Origin of the sequence: Caballeronia sp. INML3B, from assembly GCF_023631305.1 — a bacterium.
Classification (GTDB): Bacteria; Pseudomonadota; Gammaproteobacteria; order Burkholderiales; family Burkholderiaceae; genus Caballeronia; species Caballeronia turbans.
Map to the genome: position 1 here is coordinate 66,340 of NZ_JALQDI010000051.1, position 18,395 is coordinate 84,734.

General features: G+C 62.6%; 20 protein-coding genes. 12 read left to right on the plus strand and 8 right to left on the minus strand.

Annotation, left to right across the window (positions count from 1 at the left end; all coding sequences use genetic code 11):
• Window positions 1-79: 79 nt before the first annotated feature.
• A complete protein-coding gene (locus NCS58_RS23050) occupies window positions 80-997 on the minus strand; it encodes an SMP-30/gluconolactonase/LRE family protein (RefSeq protein ID WP_061117081.1) in 918 nt (305 codons plus the stop codon).
• Window positions 994-1,824, minus strand: a complete 831-nt coding sequence (locus tag NCS58_RS23055) for an NAD(P)-dependent oxidoreductase (protein ID WP_061117082.1) — start codon at window positions 1,822-1,824, stop codon at window positions 994-996. Before NCS58_RS23055 ends, NCS58_RS23050 begins: the two co-directional genes overlap by 4 nt.
• Window positions 1,825-2,020: 196 nt before the next feature.
• Here NCS58_RS23055 and NCS58_RS23060 point away from each other — a divergent pair, with 196 nt between their 5' ends.
• Window positions 2,021-3,019 carry a LacI family DNA-binding transcriptional regulator gene (locus NCS58_RS23060; RefSeq protein WP_061117083.1) on the plus strand — a complete coding sequence of 333 codons (999 nt, stop codon included), beginning with the start codon at window positions 2,021-2,023 and terminating at the stop codon, window positions 3,017-3,019.
• A 74-nt stretch (window positions 3,020-3,093) separates the two neighbouring features.
• On the opposite strand, the gene NCS58_RS23065 is transcribed toward NCS58_RS23060, so the two are convergent.
• Window positions 3,094-4,383: an MFS transporter gene (locus NCS58_RS23065; protein WP_061117269.1), complete on the minus strand. Its 1,290-nt coding sequence runs from the start codon at window positions 4,381-4,383 to the stop codon at window positions 3,094-3,096.
• Window positions 4,384-4,786: 403 nt separating this feature from the next.
• Between NCS58_RS23065 and NCS58_RS23070 the strand changes: the two genes are divergently transcribed.
• Together NCS58_RS23070 and NCS58_RS23075 are read left to right on the plus strand one after the other, a co-directional pair.
• The gene (locus NCS58_RS23070) at window positions 4,787-4,930 is read left to right on the plus strand and encodes a hypothetical protein (protein WP_250477675.1); all 144 of its coding nucleotides are present in this window, start codon (window positions 4,787-4,789) and stop codon (window positions 4,928-4,930) included.
• A gap of 83 nt (window positions 4,931-5,013) precedes the next feature.
• Window positions 5,014-6,969: a methyl-accepting chemotaxis protein gene (locus NCS58_RS23075; protein ID WP_061117084.1), complete on the plus strand. Its 1,956-nt coding sequence runs from the start codon at window positions 5,014-5,016 to the stop codon at window positions 6,967-6,969.
• Window positions 6,970-7,045: 76 nt separating this feature from the next.
• Here NCS58_RS23075 and NCS58_RS23080 read toward each other — a convergent pair whose 3' ends face one another.
• Both NCS58_RS23080 and NCS58_RS23085 read right to left on the minus strand, forming a co-directional pair.
• Window positions 7,046-7,354, minus strand: a complete 309-nt coding sequence (locus tag NCS58_RS23080) for a non-heme iron oxygenase ferredoxin subunit (RefSeq protein ID WP_061117085.1) — start codon at window positions 7,352-7,354, stop codon at window positions 7,046-7,048.
• A gap of 30 nt (window positions 7,355-7,384) precedes the next feature.
• Window positions 7,385-8,464, minus strand: a complete 1,080-nt coding sequence (locus NCS58_RS23085; RefSeq protein ID WP_061117086.1) for a fatty acid desaturase family protein — start codon at window positions 8,462-8,464, stop codon at window positions 7,385-7,387.
• 146 nt (window positions 8,465-8,610) lie between these two features.
• Between NCS58_RS23085 and NCS58_RS23090 the strand changes: the two genes are divergently transcribed.
• The 6 genes from NCS58_RS23090 to NCS58_RS23115 all read left to right on the plus strand — a co-directional run bounded on the left by NCS58_RS23090 (window position 8,611) and on the right by NCS58_RS23115 (window position 13,389).
• Window positions 8,611-9,663: a LacI family DNA-binding transcriptional regulator gene (locus NCS58_RS23090; protein WP_061117087.1), complete on the plus strand. Its 1,053-nt coding sequence runs from the start codon at window positions 8,611-8,613 to the stop codon at window positions 9,661-9,663.
• Between the two features lie 719 nt (window positions 9,664-10,382).
• Window positions 10,383-11,465 carry a glycosyltransferase family 2 protein gene (locus NCS58_RS23095; protein ID WP_061117088.1) on the plus strand — a complete coding sequence of 361 codons (1,083 nt, stop codon included), beginning with the start codon at window positions 10,383-10,385 and terminating at the stop codon, window positions 11,463-11,465.
• Between the two features lie 89 nt (window positions 11,466-11,554).
• The gene (locus NCS58_RS23100; RefSeq protein ID WP_061117089.1) at window positions 11,555-11,812 is read left to right on the plus strand and encodes a hypothetical protein; all 258 of its coding nucleotides are present in this window, start codon (window positions 11,555-11,557) and stop codon (window positions 11,810-11,812) included.
• Window positions 11,813-12,105: 293 nt separating this feature from the next.
• Entirely contained in the window at window positions 12,106-12,690 is a 585-nt protein-coding gene (locus NCS58_RS23105; RefSeq protein ID WP_061117090.1) for a DUF1349 domain-containing protein, read from the plus strand.
• Between the two features lie 46 nt (window positions 12,691-12,736).
• Window positions 12,737-13,234, plus strand: a complete 498-nt coding sequence (locus NCS58_RS23110; RefSeq protein WP_061117091.1) for an ABC transporter permease subunit — start codon at window positions 12,737-12,739, stop codon at window positions 13,232-13,234.
• A complete protein-coding gene (locus NCS58_RS23115; RefSeq protein WP_250477676.1) occupies window positions 13,228-13,389 on the plus strand; it encodes a hypothetical protein in 162 nt (53 codons plus the stop codon). The genes NCS58_RS23110 and NCS58_RS23115 overlap by 7 nt, the downstream gene beginning before the upstream one ends.
• Here NCS58_RS23115 and NCS58_RS23120 read toward each other — a convergent pair whose 3' ends face one another.
• Window positions 13,390-14,178 (minus strand): aldolase, encoded by a 789-nt coding sequence (locus NCS58_RS23120; RefSeq protein WP_061117092.1) that lies wholly within the window; start codon window positions 14,176-14,178, stop codon window positions 13,390-13,392. It abuts the gene before it with no gap.
• Window positions 14,179-14,428: 250 nt separating this feature from the next.
• Here NCS58_RS23120 and NCS58_RS23125 point away from each other — a divergent pair, with 250 nt between their 5' ends.
• Both NCS58_RS23125 and NCS58_RS23130 read left to right on the plus strand, forming a co-directional pair.
• Window positions 14,429-14,632 carry a cold-shock protein gene (locus NCS58_RS23125; protein WP_008347993.1) on the plus strand — a complete coding sequence of 68 codons (204 nt, stop codon included), beginning with the start codon at window positions 14,429-14,431 and terminating at the stop codon, window positions 14,630-14,632.
• A gap of 276 nt (window positions 14,633-14,908) precedes the next feature.
• Window positions 14,909-15,352 (plus strand): hypothetical protein, encoded by a 444-nt coding sequence (locus NCS58_RS23130; RefSeq protein WP_061117093.1) that lies wholly within the window; start codon window positions 14,909-14,911, stop codon window positions 15,350-15,352.
• A gap of 226 nt (window positions 15,353-15,578) precedes the next feature.
• Here NCS58_RS23130 and NCS58_RS23135 read toward each other — a convergent pair whose 3' ends face one another.
• Window positions 15,579-16,346 carry a sulfite exporter TauE/SafE family protein gene (locus NCS58_RS23135; RefSeq protein ID WP_061117095.1) on the minus strand — a complete coding sequence of 256 codons (768 nt, stop codon included), beginning with the start codon at window positions 16,344-16,346 and terminating at the stop codon, window positions 15,579-15,581.
• Between the two features lie 82 nt (window positions 16,347-16,428).
• Between NCS58_RS23135 and NCS58_RS23140 the strand changes: the two genes are divergently transcribed.
• Window positions 16,429-17,319 carry a LysR family transcriptional regulator gene (locus NCS58_RS23140; RefSeq protein ID WP_061117096.1) on the plus strand — a complete coding sequence of 297 codons (891 nt, stop codon included), beginning with the start codon at window positions 16,429-16,431 and terminating at the stop codon, window positions 17,317-17,319.
• Here the strand turns inward: NCS58_RS23140 and ppk2 are convergent.
• Window positions 17,316-18,392: a polyphosphate kinase 2 gene (ppk2, locus tag NCS58_RS23145; RefSeq protein WP_061117097.1), complete on the minus strand. Its 1,077-nt coding sequence runs from the start codon at window positions 18,390-18,392 to the stop codon at window positions 17,316-17,318. The genes NCS58_RS23140 and ppk2 overlap by 4 nt on opposite strands.
• Window positions 18,393-18,395 lie beyond the last annotated feature (3 nt).

Sequence of the window (18,395 nt, forward strand, 5' to 3'; positions counted from 1 at the left end):
GTGCACCGAATCGTTTGCGTCCCGAAGAATGCGAAAAAAAATGCGAACGGGGCGTGCAATCCGCCCCGTTTGGTCACTGTTATGCGACCGGTAACAGACCGGCATAATCCGGTTCCGGTAAGCCTTGCACACCGGGAACCACTGCGAACACGTAACCGTCGTCGTCAGTGGCATTCTTTGCCGGACGAATCGTCGTGACATAGAGCGTTCTCAGATCGCCCCCGCCGAACGCGCACATCGACGGCTTGCTCGCGGGCAATGCAATCTCCCGATCCAGCTTCCCCTGGGGCGTGAAGCGCAACAAGCGCCCCCCGTCGTTCGCGCAGGTCCAGTAGCAGCCGTCCGCGTCGACCGCGGCGCCATCCGGGCGTCCCGCGTAGTGGTGCAGATCGGCGAATACGCGCTGCGCACGGGGCGTGCCCGTGTCGGGGTCGAAGTCGAACGCCCACACGAGGCGGCGCTGCGGATGCGAGTCGGACAGATACATCGTTCTGCCATCCGGCGACCACGCGAGACCGTTCTGGGTGATCAGACCATCGACAACGGGGGCCGAGAGCGTGCCGTGCTCGTCATAGCGATACAGCGCGCCGGCAGTACTCGCGAGTGACATGTCCTGCACCATCGTCCCCGCCCAAAACCGCCCTTGCCTGTCGCAGCGGCCATCGTTGAAGCGCATGCCCGGCGCGGGAAACGCCGGCGCGGCGAGCTTCACGACGCGTCCTTCATTCACTTCGCTCGCACCGGAGAGCGTCACGCCGAAGATGCCGCTCTCCATGCCCGCGACGACACGCCCCGCCGCATCGAACGCAAAGCATGCGACCTGTTCGCCAAACGCCCATTCCGTACGACGCGCGCTTTCGATCTCGAGGCGAACGATGCGGCGCGCCGGAATATCGACCCAGTAAAGCGCGCCCTCTTGCGCGCGCCATACCGGACATTCGCCGACAGCCGCGCGGCCGCCCGCATCCAACCGTTCGGCACGCACGACGGCGCTCATCGCTTGCGCTCCATCGGCTCGCCCAGGACGAACGCGCCGCCCTGGAAGCGCTGCGCGGGGTCGTCGCGCTCGGCGGTCGGTCGGGTCACCGGAAAGAGCCCGTCGAACTTCGCGGAGCTGTCCTTCGGATTGAAGCCGAGGAAACCGGCCTTCGAGTTGTCCCACCACTTCACCGGATTGTCGGACGCGCCATACACCACGGCATGTCCGACGCGGTTCGTGAACAGCGAGCAGCGCACGAGCTCGATGAAATCGCGGTAGCTCAAATAAGTGACGAGCATGCGCGGATTCTTCGGCTCCTCGAACGACGAACCGATGCGCAGGTTCACCGTCTCGATGCCGAAGCGGTCGAAGTAATAGCGCGACAGCGATTCGCCGAAGCACTTCGTCACGCCGTAGAGGCTGTCCGGACGATGCGGCGCATCCGCGTCGAGCACTTCGGTGACCGGATGAAAGCCGATTGCATGGTTCGAGCTCGCGAACACGATGCGCTTCACGCCATGACGGCGCGCCGCTTCATAGATGTTGTACGTGCCGCGGATATTCGCCTCGATCAGATCATCGAACGGTGCGTCGATCGAAATGCCGCCGAGATGCACGACCGCATCCACGCCTTCGACGAGTTGCATCACCTTCTCGCGATCCGCGAGATCGACGGCGCTGATTTCTTCATGGCTCGCCGCGTCGTCGAGCGGCGCGATGTCGGAGAGCCGCACGATGTCGGCCCATTGCGCAAGCGCTGCGCGCAACTGACGACCCAGATTGCCGGCGGCGCCGGTCAAAAGCAGGCGCTTGAACGGTTTGCCCGCTGCGTTTGGCTGATTCATCGAGACTCCTGTTTGATACGTTTAATGCGTCGAAGGAAATATTTGAGAAAACGTTTTCTGGACTATAGCGGCGGCATGGAGCGGGCGTCAATTGACGCTTGGCATCAAAACTCCGCATGCAAAATGCAGAAGCAACGTCATTGTTTCCCAAATTTCTGCGACAATCCGTAAACATTGCGAAAACGTTACCTTCCGAATGAAAAAAATTTCCCCGACCATTCGCGACGTCGCCGCCGCAGCCGGCGTATCCGTCGCGACGGTGTCCAAGTACATCAACGGCGCACAACGCTTTTCCGCGCCGGTCGAAGCCCGGCTCAAGGAAGCGATCGATACGCTCGGCTACCGGTCGAACCCGCTCGCGCGCTCGATGATCACGGGCAAGACACGCACCATCGGCATCACGATCCTCGACATCAGCAACCCGCACTTCACCAACGTCGTTAAGGGCGCGAACCGGATCGCGCTCCGGCACGACTACACGCTGCTGCTCGTCGATATCGACGAGAACCAGGCGCGCGAGCGTCCGCTCATCGAAGCCCTCGCGCAGCGCGTCGACGGGCTGCTCGTGAGCTCGCGTCTCGCCGATGAAAACGCGCAATGGATGCTCGATCTCGACAAGCCCGTCGTACTGCTGCGCAATGCCGAGCTGCCGATTCCGAGCGTCGGCATCAACAGCCGCCTCGCAACCTATATGCTCGCGCGCCATCTGCTCGATCTCGGGCATCGGCGTATCGCGTATCTCGGTTTCGAGCATGCGCGCATCAACGATGAGCGGATTCGCGGCGCACGCGAATGTCTCGCCGAAGCGGGCCTCGAACTCGACATCTACGAGGCGCACGCGCCGACTTCGCTCGCGGGCGAACAGGCCTGCTCGCGCGTGATGCTCGGACCGAAGCGGCCGCAGGCGGTGATCTGCTACAACGACCTGATCGCGCTCGGCTTCATGAAGGAAGCCGCGTCGCTCGGCATTCGCGTGCCGCAGGACGTGTCCGTGACCGGCATCGACAACGTGCCTTACGGCGCGTACGCCGCTCCGGGTCTCACCACTGTCGACATTCAAAGCGAAAAGATGGGCGAACTCGCGATGCAGAAGCTCATCGACGCCCTCGCCGGTCATCCCGATCCCGGCAACTCCATGTTCGAGCCGCGGCTCATCGTGCGTGAATCGACCGCCGCGGTTGCCGCAGTTGCGTAAAGCGCGCCGCGCCGCCTGCAGGTCGTGAGCGCTGGCGGCGCGGCGCATGGTGATGCGTTTGCGGTCGACGCGTATTACGCTTCGAGCTTCGCCGGCGTCATCTTCGGCGTGAGCATGTGCATGATCGCGAAGGCGATCAGATACGCCGATGCGCCGATCGCGAACAGCACCCAGTAGTGACCCGTGCGTTGCAGAACCTGGCCGATCACTTCCGAGAACAGCACGCCGCCGATCGAACCGGCCATGCCGCCGATACCGACCACCGCGCCCACCGCACGACGCGGGAACAGGTCCGATGCCGTCGTGAAGAGGTTCGCCGACCAGCCCTGATGCGCGGCCGCCGCGAGACCGACGATCGCCACTGCGACCCACAAATTATCGGCCTGCGATACGAACGCGATCGGCAGCACGGCGCATGCGCAGATCAGCATCGCGGTCTTGCGCGCCGCATTCACGGTCCAGCCCGCACGCAGCAGCGCCGATGAAATCCACCCGCCGCCGATACTGCCGACCGTGGTGATCGCGTAGATCACGACGAGCGGCAAGCCGATGTGCTGCATATCCATGCCGCGCGACTCGTTGAGCCACTTCGGCAGCCAGAACAGATAGAACCACCATACCGGGTCCGTCAGGAACTTGCCGACGATGAACGCCCACGTCTCGCGCTTCTTGATGAGCACCTTGAAGCCGGGCGCGCCTGCCTTCGCGTGGGCGGCATCGGCGGCACGGGTTTCATCGCCTTCGTTCGCGAGATCGTCCTCATGCGCGCTGCCGTCCGGCTGGCGGTACATGAAGAACCACACGACGAGCCACACAAGACCAATTGCGCCGACGATCACGAATGCCGCGCGCCAGCCGAAGGCCACCGCGATGGCCGGAATGAGCGCCGGTGCGAACACCGCACCGATATTCGCGCCTGAATTAAAAATGCCCGTTGCGAGCGCGCGTTCACGGCGCGGGAACCACTCGGCGGTCGTCTTGATGGCGGCCGGGAAGTTGCCGCCCTCGCCGATGCCGAGCAGCGCACGGACCATCGCGAAGCCCATCACGGAGCCGACGGCCGCATGCAGCATCGCGGCGATGCTCCATACGAACATCGCGAGCGCGTAGGAGATGCGCGTGCCGAGCCAGTCGACGATGCGCCCGAAGCAAAGCAGACCGACCGCGTAGAACGCCGAGAACGCGATCACGATGCGGCCGTACTGCACCTGCGTCCAGCCGATGTCGTGCTGCAGCATCGGGGCAAGCAGACCGAGGATCTGCCGGTCCATGTAGTTGATGACCGTGGCAAAGAAGAGCAGCGCGCACACGGTCCAGCGATAGCGGCTGGCGGTACGCACGACGCCGGCAACGACAGTGTTCATGAATGTCTCCGGACGCGGCGGCGCTCGTCGTGCCGCGTTCTTTGTTGGATGAGCGGCGACGAGCGCCGGGGCGATGGCCTGCATCGGTGGTCGAGCAGTACGCTAGCCTTGGATTGGGAAAACGTTTTTCGAAGGATAGTGGTTTGGTGCGCGTCTGGCTATCCTGGTATTTGCCCTAGTTCGCTCTGAAACGCCGTTATTCCGCCGCTCAGTGGACCATTCCGGCGCATGAATTCATAACCAACCAGCAGTTAATCGTTTTCTGCGGCGTCGTCCTAACCTCCCGCGGCCCGCGTTTCGTGCGAGCGGCATGCAGCGTTCTGAATGCACCTCTGCGTTTTGCATGTCGCCTCATGCATTCAAAATGCCGCCGCCGGCTCCTGCACTTGTACCGATACTGCTGATGGCATCGGCGATCGTCGCGGCAGCGCGCCCGCTCGGCGATCTGCTCGGCGATCTGCTCGGCGAACCGCTCGGCGCGCGCGAAGCTATCGCGATGGCGCTCGCGCTGTCGGGTGTCGCGCTCGCCATGAGGCAACGCCGCTAGCGCACGGCGCAATCGACAATTAAAGAATTGGCAAGAATGTGCCGATAAGGGTTATTACAACTCTTATCGTTCTGTCATTCCCCATGCTTCGCAAAACGCTGGCCCGCATGAACGTCGGGACCAAATTCGCCGTGCTCGCCTGCGCGCTCACGGCAGTCGTCGTTGCCTTTTTTACTGTCGCCGTCACCCGAAGCGCGGGCGAGCAAGTCGACGCGCACGCGCTCGCACGCGTCGAAAGCGAGAATCGCTCGATCGCGACGATGATCGGACTGTTCGACAAAGCCGTGAGCGCCGAAGTCACGCGCTTCATGACGATCTTCGCGCACCGCCTGCCCGCAACGTTCACGCTCGATGAAACGCGTACCGTGGACATCGGCGGTGTCGCGACGCCGGTCTTCCTCGCGGGCGACAAGCCGCTGAACAACGACTTCGCGATCCCCGACGCTTTCCTCGAGGAAAGCGGCGCGATCGCGACGATCTTCGCCCGCACCGGCGACGATTTCGTGCGCGTGACGACGTCGCTCAAGAAGCAGGACGGCACCCGCGCGATCGGCACGCTGCTCGACCGCAAGGGCCCCGCGTACGCACCGATGATCGCGGGCAAACCGTATATCGGCGTGGCGACGCTCTTCGGCAAGCAGTACATCACCGAGTACAAGCCCGTCACCGATGCATCGGGCAGCGTGATCGGCGCGCTCTTCGTGGGTGTGGACGTGACATCCGAATTCGCCGCGTTGCAGGACACGATCGCGAAGCTCGTGATCGGCACGAGCGGCTATCACTTCGTCGTGGATGCCTCGAATGGAGCGACTCGCGGCAAGCTGCTCGTGCATCCCGGCGCGAAAGGCGAACTGGCCGATGAGCGCCTCGCACCCTTCAGGCAGATGCTCGATTCGCACGAAGGCAGGCTCATATTCGACGGCGCCGACATCGCGGGCGCGGATGCGCGCGTGCACGCCGGCACGAAGGAAATCGTCTACATGACGGTGCCGCAGTGGCAATGGATGATCGGCGGCATCGCATATCGCGACGAACTGCTCGCGGATGTACACGCTAGCCGCAACCACTTCCTGATGCTCGGTCTCGTCGTGGTGGCGCTGCTCGTCGGCGTGCTGCTCCATGCGGTCGCCAAGCTCGTGGGCAGGCCCATCGACGACGTGACGCGCGCCTCTGAGCGCATCGCCGCGGGTGATCTCACCGTGCGCATCGACAGCACACGCGAGGACGATATCGGCCGCCTGATGCGTGCGATCGATGGCATTGCGCGCGGCCTCGCGGGGATCGTCGCGCAAGTGCGCAGCGCATCGGCGGACATGAACGAAGGCACGGCGCGCATCGCGTCGGGCAGCAGCGATATCGCGACGCGCATCGCCACACAAGCGGCGAGTGTCGAAGAAACCGCCGCGAGCATGGAAGAAATCACGAGCACCGTGCAGCAGAATGCGGCAAACACGGCGCAGGCGGGCGCGCTCGTCGCATCGGCTTCCGATGCGGCGCGCGCCGGCGGTCATGCGGTAGGACGCGTCGTGGAAACGATGGGCGAGATCGATGCATCGGCACGACGCATCGCCGATATCACCGCGACCATTGAAGGCATCGCGTTCCAGACGAACATCCTGGCTTTGAACGCCGCCGTCGAAGCGGCGCGCGCGGGCGAGCATGGAAAGGGCTTTGCGGTCGTCGCATCGGAAGTGCGCGCGCTCGCTCAACGCAGTGCGGGCGCCGTGAAGGAGATCGAAGTGCTGATCGCCGAATCGGCCGAGAAGGTCTCGCGCGGTTACAAGATCGCCGAGGAAGCCAGCAGCACGATGGGCGGCATCGTCGAGCGCGTCTCGCGCGTGAACGCGATCGTCGATGAAATCGGCGTGGCGTCGCGCGAACAGGCGTCGGGCATCGAGCAGGTGAACAGCGCGGTCATGCTGATCGGCGAAGCGACGCAGCAGAACGCCGCGCTCGTGGGCGAAGCGGAACACTCCACGGCCGAACTGCGCGATCAGGCCGAGCGCCTCGCGCACGCCGTCAGCATGTTTCGTGTCTGAGTCATCGACGATTGAAAGCGGCTTATGAGGATGTGGCGCGTCGTCCCGCACTCGCATGCTTACCGCAATCGCGGCGTCAGATCTCGATGAAAATGCGCCCGCCCTCGACTTTCGCGGGATACGTCTGCAATTTTTCGCAAACGGGCGCGCACAGCGGCCGGCCATCGCGGATATCGAAGCGTCCGTTGTGCTTCGGACATTCGATGACGTGGTCCATCACGAAACCTTCGCTCAGATGGACGTGCTCGTGCGTGCATAGGCCGTCGCTGGCGTACACGGCATCGTTCACGCGATAGATTGCGAAGGTGCGGCCATCGTGATCGAAGCGCATCACGTCTTCATCTTCGATATCGTCCATCGCGGCTGCATCGATCCATTGGGGCATGGCGAGTCGTCTCCTTTCTCTTGAAGTCGCTTATGTCTGCGTCGCGGCGGGCACGGGCCGCTCGACGTGATACGACGGGTCGCGCCGCTGGCGCGCGAGCGCCGGAATGATCTCCGCGTAGGCCGCGATCGTGCTCGTATAGGGTGGCGGCATGTCGTGCTTCACCGTCTCGTGCAGTCGCGGCAGCGCGTGATAAGGCACCATCGGAAACATGTGATGTTCGACGTGATAGTTCATGTTCAGATATAGGAACCGGAACACGGGATTCATCATCACTGTGCGACAGTTCTTGCGATGATCGAGCACGTTCTCGGGCATGCCCGCATGCTGCGTGAGACCGAAGAAGAGATAAAGCCATGCGCCGTAGAGGCTCGGCAAGCCGATATAGAGCAGCGGCAAGATGGAATGGAACACGAGGCAAGCACCTGTTACCACGGCATAGATTGCGAGCGTGATACGCGCCTCCAGAATCGCCTTCGCCCATTCCGACTTCGGCACGTAGGTCTTTTCTTCTTCACCGATATTGCCGAACGCGGACGAGATGATCTTCGGCACTTCGGACGCAGCATGCTTCAGCGCAAACACATTCAACGCGAGACTTAGCCAGTCCGTGGGTAGCGGCACTGCAATCTCTCGATCGCGCCCGACGACGAGCGTATCCGTGTGATGCCGCGCGTGGCTCCACCGCCAGATCGTCGGGCGGCGAAACACCTGAAACGACGCGACCTGATAAAGAATCTTGTTCATCCACGATGTCTTGAATGCGGTGCCGTGACCGCTTTCGTGCCAGCGCGAATCCGCGGGACTGCAGTACAGCGTGCCGTAGAGCAAAAACGCCGGAATCGCCCAGAGCGAATGCGCGCGCCACGCGAACCATGCAAGGACGCCGCTCGCGATGATCGCGGCATACCAGAGCAACGTATCGCGGATAGCGCGCGCGTCACCGCGCTGCATGAGGCTTTTCATCACGGATCGAGGCACCGCGCACTTGTACCACTCCGCATTGACGAGACCCGCCGCTCTAGCACGCTCGCCAGCGCCGCCGATCAACCGGTAATCGCGATAGTCGTTCCGCGCGCCTGCGCAATCCGATTGCCCGGTTTCCATCATGTCACCTCATCCGATGATTGAAACTACATCATTCATTATTTTCGAGTCGATGATAGGAGCGGACGCGTTCATTGTGCAACGTTCAGGCGCATTTGCTATCTTTACGCATCATCGCGCGATTTTGAAATCCATCATTTCCATCAAAGATGAGCAAGCGTCCCACTCTTCAGTCCGTGGCCGACGCTGCGGGCGTGAGCCCCGCAACGGTCGATCGCGTGTTCAATGGCCGCATCAGCGTGCGCGAGGGTACTGCGTTACGTGTGATCGAAGCGGCCGAGCGCATCGGCTATCACGGCGCGGGATTGATGCGCGAGCGCCTGCGCGCGAAGCGCGGCGAGCGTCATGAACGCTACACGTTAGGTTTTTGCCTGCAAAAACGTGCCGATCCGTTCTATCAGACGTTCGCGCGCATTCTCAACGATGCGGCCGCGCGTCACGAACCCGAGCATTGCACCGCCATCATCGAGTACATGGATGAACTGGACCCGGCTTCCATCGCGCGCACGCTGCTTTCGCTCGGCGAGCAGGCACACGCGCTCGGCGTGGTAGCGGTGGATCATCCGCATGTGACAGCCGCCATCGAAACGCTCCACGAACAGGGAAAACCCACGGTCACGTTGTTGTCGGACCTGAGCGCGCCCTTGCGAGCGGGCTATATCGGCGTCGATCCGCGCAAGAGCGGACGCACGGCAGCGTGGGCGGTGAGTCGTCTCACGCGTCGCGACGAAGGCACGGTCGGTGTATTCGTCGGCACACCGCGTTATCTGGGTCAGGAAAGCTGCGAGATCAGCTTTCGCTCGTATCTGCGTGAGCACGCGCCCGGATTGCGCGTGCTCGACACGCAAATCAATCTCGAAGACAAGCAACTCGCCTATGAAGCGACACTCGCGATGCTCGCGCGCCATGCCGATCTCGCCGGCCTCTATATTCCCGGCGGGGGTGTAGGTGGCGTGATTCGCGCGCTGCGCGAAGAAGCCGCAGGACGGCGCATCGTGACGGTATGCAGCGACCTGATGCCCGACCGGTACGAAGCGCTCGTCGAAGGTGTCATCGATCTCGTGATCGATACACCGCTTCAGCGCATCGCTCAGACCGCCGTTCAGACGATGCTGCGCAGTTTGCAGGCGCTGCCGGGGGAAGCCGCGCAAGCGAGCCAGTATCCGCTGCCGGCGCAGCTCTATACGCCGGAGAATGTCTGAGCGCGGCCGACGCACTCACGATGGACCCAGCACGAAGCGTGGCACCGCGGTGTACGCCGATGCGAACTTTTTTCGTCTCGGCCCGTTCTTATGCGCAAAGGGGAAGAAAAATTTGCTGATATCACCCCGGCACGAAGCGGTTGTCACGCTTCATAGCTCTCCATGAACCTTGCATGTGGCCGAGCGCACCGAAATTACTGTCACAAGCCTGGACGATAACGTTGTGAGACTTCGTCTGTCACCGATGTGGCGAGCGCCAATGATCACTTCAAATCGGGAGCTCGCATCTTTGTTTTTCTATTAGTATGTCGCGGAGGAGTCGGCTTCGCCGTTCCAATCGCATATCACGCGCAGATGCGGCGTCATTGTTCCGTTGTTTTTATCGGCTAACATGCAGGCCGCCGGGGAACGACACCCTGCGAAGCTGCTCTATTGAAGTTTGTTCCATCGACATGCACGTCAGGCTGGGGCATCCGGGGCCCGCCATATGATGTGGCATGCTCCAACAACAATAACGTCACGCGGTATTCGAATGGCCGTTCCCCGTCTTGTACGGTCGTCGAGCCAACCGCATCCATCAGACCAACTGCGTGTCTTGCTGTGCCGCGATTCTCGTGATTGCGCACCATCGCGTGTGGCACATCCAGACATCGACCAAGGCTCTTCGCATCGAGCGTGCGGAGAGACACAGCCCAATCATCCGATGGAGAGCGTCATCCATGCCGTTTGAGAGTGACTCATTGCGAGACACCGGTCCGCTGCTCAGCATCGTCGTGGCGGCGTATAACATCGAGGGATATATCGAGGAAGCGCTCGATTCCCTCCTGTCCCAACCTCATATCGATGCGATGAAAATCATCGTCGTCGATGACGGTTCTCGCGACGAGACCTATGCGGCAGCGCGCGCCATCGTGGAGCGCGATCGAGGCGTACACGTCGAACTGCTGCACCAGGAAAATCGCGGCCTGAGCGCCGCGCGCAATACGGGCCTGGCGGCAGTGCGCACGCCTTATGTCGGCTTCCTGGACGGCGACGATATTTATCTGAAGGGTTTCACCGACGCGGTCATTCCGGTCCTCGCCGAGCGCAAGTGGGATGTGGTCGAATACAACGTCAAGATCATCGACGATAACGGGCGAGAGCTCGATGAAATCGAAATCGCCGACGAAGCGACGAGCGGCGGCCACCCGATGGACCGCGCAGCGTTGCAGCAATTCGCCGATCGATTCCACACGTTCGCGTGGGCGCGTATCTATCGCACCGACCTCTTCGACGAAGCGCCGTTTCCCGTGGGACGAAATTACGAGGACATGGCGCTCGTGCCCGCGACCTATCTTCGCGCAAACAGCATCTACCGTATTGCGAGGCCGCTGATCGGCTATCGCCGGCGCTTCGGCAGCATCACGCAAACCGCCAAGCTGAGCGACATGCACGATCTTCGCGTCTCCGGTCAGGAAGCGCTCGCGCGTTGCGACGGCAGCGAGATCGACGATTACTGGCTCACCGTGTTCGACAAGCTATTTCATCGCGCACGTCATGTTTGCGCGCGCGTCGATCGCGCATCGTTCAGGCAGGCATCGGAGACGCTCACGGCCATGGCCGTCGATCATCGCAAGATGCGCGAGAAACGCACCGAGGACGGCGGGCGTAAGGTCGTCGAGCTTGCGCCTTTCGATCTGAACGTGCGCGCGGATCGCTCGATTCACTTCCTCAAAGGTCTTGTGAAGAAAGTATTGCGGCGCAGTCTCGATCATCATCAGCGCGAGCGGCGACCGAGCACTTCAAACCAAATGAGCGGCTGAACAGTACGGACCGCGGCAAGGACGTCTGACGCGCGTGAGGTGAACGGAGGCACGCAAAACCCGGCATTGTTTCGCGGTAGACTTTGAGGATGGAAAAATGTCCCTACTGTGAGCGAATCCGTGACGAATGGGATTGTCACGGTCAGGAGTGCCGCACCGCCATCGCCCGCGCGCTGCGCAGACAGCGCATGGGTTTGCCGATGGTACCGAAGGTCATCCGCAATGAAATTCCGCCGGGCGCGTCGACGGGCGAAGTGATCGCCCAGTTGTCGCGCCAGCGCTTGCGCGCGCGCCGCGCGAACGAGGAACGCCGCGCGCGCAAGGAAGCCGACGACCTCGATCTCTAGCGGCACTCCACTCATCGAGCGCGCGCCGGAGGATCTACGTTCGATCCGCCGCTCTGCGCAAGCGACCCTTCCTCGTTCCATGCACGCCGCGATTCGCGCATCTTCGCGAGCGCCATGCGGGCGACCTTGAGCCACCCATAAGAACGGGGATCGGCGACCCTGCTGAGCGCGCGCGTGCATAGTCGAGCGTGAGGCCAAGCGTCCAGGCCATGGTCACCGCGCGCTTGCACCGCATCAAGATCGCCGCGCGGGACATACTTTGCACTGCCCATCCCTCAAGCGACGGAGACGCCATGTTCGAGCAATGCCGATGGATCAACGAGCCTGCGCAATGGCGCATCGAGCACGACACGCTCATCGTCACCACTGACACGAACACGGACTTCTGGCGCAAAACCCACTACGGTTTCGTCCGCGACAACGGCCACGTTTTCGCGGCGACCGTAAACGGCGACTTCTCGGCCGAAGTCGCCGTCGATGGCGATTTCTCCGCGCTATACGACCAGGCGGGCCTGATGGTGCGTGAAAGCGCCGAGCGCTGGATCAAGGCCGGCGCCGAATACAACGACGGTGCGCTCACTTTTAGCACCGTTCTCACGAACGATCTCTCCGACTGGTCGCTCAGCTCACGCGCCGATACGAACCGCTTCCGGCTGCGCATGACGATCGCGCAAGGCGTGCTGAAAGTGCAATGCAGCGCCGATGAACGCAGCTGGACCCTCATGCGCCTCGCGCCTTTCGCGCCGAGCGGTGCGAACGCGCAGTGGCTCGTCGGCCCGATGTGCTGCACGCCTGAGCGCGGCGGTCTCGACGTGCGCTTCTCAGACTTCACGATAGGGCCGCCCATCGCGAAAGACTTGCACGACATCTCGATGTGAAGCGACGCAGGGCGGCTCGGTAAAAACACTCACTTGCTCCGTTCGCGTGGGCTCTCTTATTAGCTGGGGCTCATCGTGCTGCTCGTGGTCGGCGCGCTGGAGCTCGCCGCACGCGGCGAACGGCGGCAACATCTTTCTGTCGAGTGCCAATATCTTCGACGTGTTTCGTCAGGTGGCGAACGTCGGCGTGATTTCCATCGGCATGACGCTCGTGATCATCACGGGGGGCATCGATCTGTCGGTCGGCGCGATCATGGGTCTCGGCAGCGTGCTCACCGCAATGCTGCTCACGACCGATGGCTTCAATCGCGCGACATACGCATCGCTCGTGCTCGATGCGGTCGCCGTGTTCGCGATCGTGTTCGCCGCGCTCGGCGTCATGCGCGGCATCATGCGTGCCCGCGACACGCAGACCGTGCGCGTCGCGGACCGTTCATCGTTTGCGATACGTGCGGTCGTTGCGTTGCTCTTCGCGCCGTTGGCTTGTGGATATATCTTTCGGGTGGCGTCGGACGCGTGTCGGGCACGGTGGCCGGCGTGCTGATCTTCGGCTTTCTGAGCAATATCCTGCTGCTCAACGATATCGACAGTAATACGCAGCTCGTGCTGAAGGGATTGATCATCGTTATTGCCGTACTCCTGCAGCAGACCGACATGGCCAAGCGCGCATGGCTCAAGCGCTTCGGTGCGCGGAAGTAATCACGACTCGAAATCGATCCCTCGCGCGCGCAACTGCCGCATGCCGCTTGCGAGATGCGCCCGCGCGCTCTCGGCGTCGCCCGCGCGCATCTGCTCGTACGTGCGCTGCGCGATGTCGTGCGGCACCGGCTTGAGCGGACGGTTCGCGCTCATCGCCCGCAATTGCACTTGCGCCGCGCGCTCCAGATAGTAGAGATCGTCCCACGCCTGCGCGATAGTTGCGCCTGCAACCATCACGCCGTGATTCTTGAGGAAGAGGATATCGGCCTCGCCCATCGCGCCGGCGATGCGATCGCCTTCGGCATCGTCGAGCGCAAGACCATTGTAATGCTCGTCGACCGCAGTGCGTCCGTAGAACTTCAGCGAGGTCTGCCCCAGCCAAAGGAGCGGCGGGCCGTCGAGCAGGCATAGCGCGGTCGCGTTCGGCATATGCGTGTGAAAAGCGGCCTTCACGCGCGGCAGCAGCTTGTGCACGCGCGCGTGAATGTAGAACGCGGTCGCCTCGGGCTCGCCGTCACCGTCGACGACATTGCCGTCGAAATCGCAGATCAGCAGACGCGACGCCGTGATCTCGCCGAACGCGTAGCCGTAGGGGTTCACGAAGAACAGATCGTCGCGGCCCGGCACCATCGCCGAGAAGTGGTTGCAGACACCTTCTTCGAAGCCGTGCAGCGCAGCGAGCCGGAAACACGCCGCGAGCTGACGGCGCGCCTCGGCAATCGCGGGCGCATCGAGCGCGGCTAAAACCGACGCGGACCGCCGCGCGGCACTGGAGAGCGTGTGAGCCATATGAAGTCTGCCTTGGGGTCGTCTGCCCGATCGGAATGTCGAGGATAATCGAACAGGCGGGCGAATTACGTCCGAACAAAAAAATTTCCGCGGTAACGGCGCTGGCGGCGCGAAGTATGACGCGCTTATGTCGTGTCTCTTAGCAGAAACGCTTATTTGAACTCCGCATTCTGGCATGGTAAAACTCAATGCCGCTCGAAAATTCGAAGCGCAAACTTCAACGTAATTCGTCTCAATAGGGTTTGGAAAAATGGCAACAGGTACTGTGAAGTGGTTCAACGATGCGAAGGGTTTCGGTTTCATCACGCCGGACGACGGTGGTGAAGACCTGTTTGCACATTTCTCCGAAATCCAGTCAAAGGGTTTCAAATCGCTCCAGGAGAACCAGAAGGTGAGCTTCGAAGTCAAGCAAGGCCCGAAGGGCAAGCAAGCTTCGACGATCCAGCCGCTGTAAGTAACTTCAGCGCTGTCGCCTCAGGCACGAAACGGCCCATCCGGGCCGTTTTGTATTGGCGCGCCCGGGCATTCATCACTCTCTCCAATGACCGAGTTCGCGCACCGCGTCATGTTGGACGCAGCAGCCGCTTAATATAAATAAAATCAGTAGAATCGCTGCATTATTCAAGCGGCATCCATTCGCGGCGACGCGAAATTATTTCCACTGATTCGTGTGAACTCGACAAGCAATCGGAAAAAATGCCGTACGCTCGTACGACATAAAACAAAGGCATTGCTCGTCTCCATATGGTTCCTGACTTGCGATGCGCACGCGCAATCGTTCGCGGTGAACCGGAACGCGGCGCGCTTCGTCACGGAAGTCGTGATGAACGACTTTCATACGGCGCAGGCAGGCGGCGGTTATGTCTTCTCTTACGATAGCCACGAAACGGAAGCGTCCCTCGCAGACAGGCTCGACCACTGGTTCTCCGGTGACGACCCGCACGCGATCGTCATGGAGCCCGCCGAAAAGCAGGCGCTCTTCGGCTTCTACTGGGCCGCGACCATGATGCCGGCGAATTCGCCGTGTTTCCGCGACATCGCCGATCCCGGCTGCGGCGCGGATCTGTCGAAGTGGATGGCGCGCGAACTCGACGACGATCCGCGCTTCATCCGGGCCTACGAGGCCGCGAAAAAGCCGCTCGGCCTGCCGCCACTCGAACGCAACGCGCATTGAGCGTAAGGCGTTGGCGTCGCGCTTCTCGCCGCTCCCTGCACCGGCAACACACGGCTCGCGCAGGTGCGATCGACGTGGCTTCCGGCGTCTCGGGCACGTCCTCGTCACATGCCCGGCGCAATAACGCGATCTTCGCCGCGACGCTCACGAGCAGCGAAAGCGCGCCGATTGTTTCGAGCAAGGCGGGAATCATGAAGGTCTCCCTAAGCGCCGACGTGCGCGCGCATCATCGATGCAACAGCATCGGCCCGTAGGTCTTGACGAAGAATGCAATCGTGATGCCGGCGCTGACAACCAGCGTGCCCGCACGAATCCAGTGCGGCGGCGCGCGCCGGCCGAGTTGCGCGCCGCTATAACCGCCGGCGATCGCTGCGAGCAGCATCGCGATCGTTTCCGGCCAGCGCACGGCCTGCGCCGCCGCGAAGGTGAGAACGGCGACCGAGTTGGCCGCGCTCACGAGCAGCGTGCGCGGTGCGTTCAGGCTCTTCAAGTCGCGCGAATCGAGCAGGCCCCAGACGGCCATCATCATGATGCCAACCGCGCCGCCGAAGTAGCCGCCATACACGCCGAGCAGCAACTGGATCGACAGCACCGATGCCACGCCGATATGCCAGCGCCGCCGCAGCGCTTCGCCGAGCTTGCGGCCGAACGCAAGCGTGAAGCTCGCGCACAGGAGAAGCCAGGGCAGCACGAAAGAAAATGTCTTGGACGACGTAGACAGCAAAAGCGCCGCGCCGACGAAGCCGCCTATGAGCGTCGTCACCAGCATCTTGCGGATCGACACCGAACCGACGGGTCCGAGCCCGTCGCGATAGGCCCACGCGCTCACCACGCCGCCGGGAAACAGCGCGACGGTGCTCGAAGCGTTCGCCTGAACCGGTGGCAAACCGGCTGCGATCATCGCCGGCAGGCTCACGAACGAGCCGCCGCCCGCGAGCGCGTTCATCGCGCCCGCGATAAAACCGGCGCCGATGACGAGAATGAAGGGTTCCATGCGACAGATGCTAACGACGCCGCGCGCCGCTTACAATCTGGCATTTCCAATGCGAGGCTTCGGCTAAACCGAAGGATGCAGCATGCGATTCGACCTGACCGACATGCGGCTTTTCCTGACTGTGGTCGAACGCGGCAGCATCACGGCGGGCGCGCAGGCGATGCATCTCGCGCTCGCATCGGCGAGTGAGCGCATCGCCGGGATGGAAGCCGCGCTCGGCGCGCCGCTCCTCGAACGCAACCGGCGTGGCGTGCAGACGACCGCCGCCGGCGACGCCTTCGTGCGCCACGCACGCGCGATCCTCGGTCAGGTCGAGCAGATGCGCGGCGAACTGCGCTCGTTTGCGACCGGCCTCAAAGGCCGAATCCGGATGATGTCGAACACGGCCGCGCTGGCCGCCTTCCTGCCGCCGAGGCTCTCGCATTTTCTCGCCGCTCATCCCGATCTTTCGATCGATCTCGACGAGCGCCCGAGCGTCGATATCGTGCTGGCGATCGCGGAAAGCCGCGCCGATCTGGGCGTCGTTTCAGATACGGCGGACCTCGGACAGCTCGAGACGCATCTGCTCGCACAGGATCAACTGGTGGTCGTGGCGAACCGCGCGCATCGCATCGCGGGGGAAAGCGCGGTGGCGTTCGCGGAGATCGTCGGGGAGGCGTTCGTCGGCCTGTCGGATGCCGCGCTCGAATTGCATCTGGCCGAGCGCGCGTCGCGGCTTGGCCGGCAGATGAGCTATCGAATTCGCATGCGCAGTATCGACAACGTCGGGATGCTGGCCGCGGCGGGCATCGGGCTCGTGATTTTGTCGGAGGCGTCGGCACGCATGCTGGAGCGGCCGGAACTCGCCATCGTGCCGCTCTCGGAGCCATGGGCGACGCGCCGTCTGCATCTGTGCGCCCGCGACTTCGACGCGCTCACGCCCCACGCGCGCCTGCTCGCAGAGACGTTGATGGACGGCGCGAGCGCCAGCTAGAACGGCCGCCCGACGATGAACGGATCGACCGCGCCGATCGCCTTCAGGTCGCGATTCGCGTACGGCAGCCTGTGCAGCACGTAGCGCATCGCGTTGAGCCGCGCGCGTTTCTTGCAATCGGAGCGCACGACGGTCCAGGGCGTGTCAGCGCTATCGGTGTGCGCGAACATCGCTTCCTTGGCCTCGGTATAGGCGTCCCATTTGTCGAGCGATGCGAGATCGACAGGACTCAGCTTCCACTGCTTGAGCGGATGAATCTCGCGCTCCTTGAAGCGGCGGCGCTGCTCGGCGCGGCTCACGGAAAACCACAGCTTGATGACGTGCGTGCCGCCCTGAGACAAATGCCGTTCGAACGCGGGCACCTGCTGCATGAATTCGTCGTACTCACGCTGCGAGCAGAAGCCCATCACGCGTTCCACGCCCGCGCGGTTGTACCACGAGCGGTCGAAGAGAACGATCTCGCCGGCCGTCGGCAAGTGCTCGACATAGCGCTGGAAGTACCATTGCCCCCGCTCGCGCTCGGACGGCTTTTCCAGCGCGACCACGCGCGCGCCGCGCGGATTGAGATGTTCCATGAAGCGTTTGATGGTGCCGCCCTTGCCTGCCGCATCGCGCCCTTCGAAGAGAATCACGAGGCGCTGGCCGGTCTCTCGCACCCATGCCTGCAACTTCAGCAGTTCGACCTGAAGGCGATACTTCTGCTTCTCGTACGCGCGCCGCGACATGAGGTTGCGATACGGATAGCCGCCTTCGCGCCACGACGGCGACAGTTCGTCGTCGGGATCGGCCGACGCGCCGGCCGATCGCAGCACGGCATCCCCATCGAAAAGATGAGCCCGCAGCATGGATACTTCATCCGGCGACATGCCGCCGATCAGCGTTCTCACCGTATCGACCAGCGATTCCGTCTCCTCGCGGCTCTGGAGTATGTCGCCGACACTGTTCGTCAGCAGCGCGTGCGCCGCTTCGACCGCGCCGCCCGTCGCTTCCTGCTCGATGCGGTCCGGCATCGTTCGTACCGCGATGTCGCCATCATTCGATTCGACAGCCTTTTCTGGCGATATCAACTTCATTCC

What these genes read in the sequence shown, in the direction of transcription:
- NCS58_RS23050 (WP_061117081.1), bottom strand. Translation starts at nt 997, where the DNA reads ATGAGCGCCGTCGTGCGTGCCGAACGGTTGGATGCGGGCGGCCGCGCG.
- NCS58_RS23055 (WP_061117082.1), bottom strand. Translation starts at nt 1,824, where the DNA reads ATGAATCAGCCAAACGCAGCGGGCAAACCGTTCAAGCGCCTGCTTTTG.
- NCS58_RS23060 (WP_061117083.1), top strand. Translation starts at nt 2,021, where the DNA reads ATGAAAAAAATTTCCCCGACCATTCGCGACGTCGCCGCCGCAGCCGGC.
- NCS58_RS23065 (WP_061117269.1), bottom strand. Translation starts at nt 4,383, where the DNA reads ATGAACACTGTCGTTGCCGGCGTCGTGCGTACCGCCAGCCGCTATCGC.
- NCS58_RS23070 (WP_250477675.1), top strand. Translation starts at nt 4,787, where the DNA reads ATGGCATCGGCGATCGTCGCGGCAGCGCGCCCGCTCGGCGATCTGCTC.
- NCS58_RS23075 (WP_061117084.1), top strand. Translation starts at nt 5,014, where the DNA reads ATGCTTCGCAAAACGCTGGCCCGCATGAACGTCGGGACCAAATTCGCC.
- NCS58_RS23080 (WP_061117085.1), bottom strand. Translation starts at nt 7,354, where the DNA reads ATGCCCCAATGGATCGATGCAGCCGCGATGGACGATATCGAAGATGAA.
- NCS58_RS23085 (WP_061117086.1), bottom strand. Translation starts at nt 8,464, where the DNA reads ATGATGGAAACCGGGCAATCGGATTGCGCAGGCGCGCGGAACGACTAT.
- NCS58_RS23090 (WP_061117087.1), top strand. Translation starts at nt 8,611, where the DNA reads ATGAGCAAGCGTCCCACTCTTCAGTCCGTGGCCGACGCTGCGGGCGTG.
- NCS58_RS23095 (WP_061117088.1), top strand. Translation starts at nt 10,383, where the DNA reads ATGCCGTTTGAGAGTGACTCATTGCGAGACACCGGTCCGCTGCTCAGC.
- NCS58_RS23100 (WP_061117089.1), top strand. Translation starts at nt 11,555, where the DNA reads ATGGAAAAATGTCCCTACTGTGAGCGAATCCGTGACGAATGGGATTGT.
- NCS58_RS23105 (WP_061117090.1), top strand. Translation starts at nt 12,106, where the DNA reads ATGTTCGAGCAATGCCGATGGATCAACGAGCCTGCGCAATGGCGCATC.
- NCS58_RS23120 (WP_061117092.1), bottom strand. Translation starts at nt 14,178, where the DNA reads ATGGCTCACACGCTCTCCAGTGCCGCGCGGCGGTCCGCGTCGGTTTTA.
- NCS58_RS23125 (WP_008347993.1), top strand. Translation starts at nt 14,429, where the DNA reads ATGGCAACAGGTACTGTGAAGTGGTTCAACGATGCGAAGGGTTTCGGT.
- NCS58_RS23135 (WP_061117095.1), bottom strand. Translation starts at nt 16,346, where the DNA reads ATGGAACCCTTCATTCTCGTCATCGGCGCCGGTTTTATCGCGGGCGCG.
- NCS58_RS23140 (WP_061117096.1), top strand. Translation starts at nt 16,429, where the DNA reads ATGCGATTCGACCTGACCGACATGCGGCTTTTCCTGACTGTGGTCGAA.
- ppk2 (WP_061117097.1), bottom strand. Translation starts at nt 18,392, where the DNA reads ATGAAGTTGATATCGCCAGAAAAGGCTGTCGAATCGAATGATGGCGAC.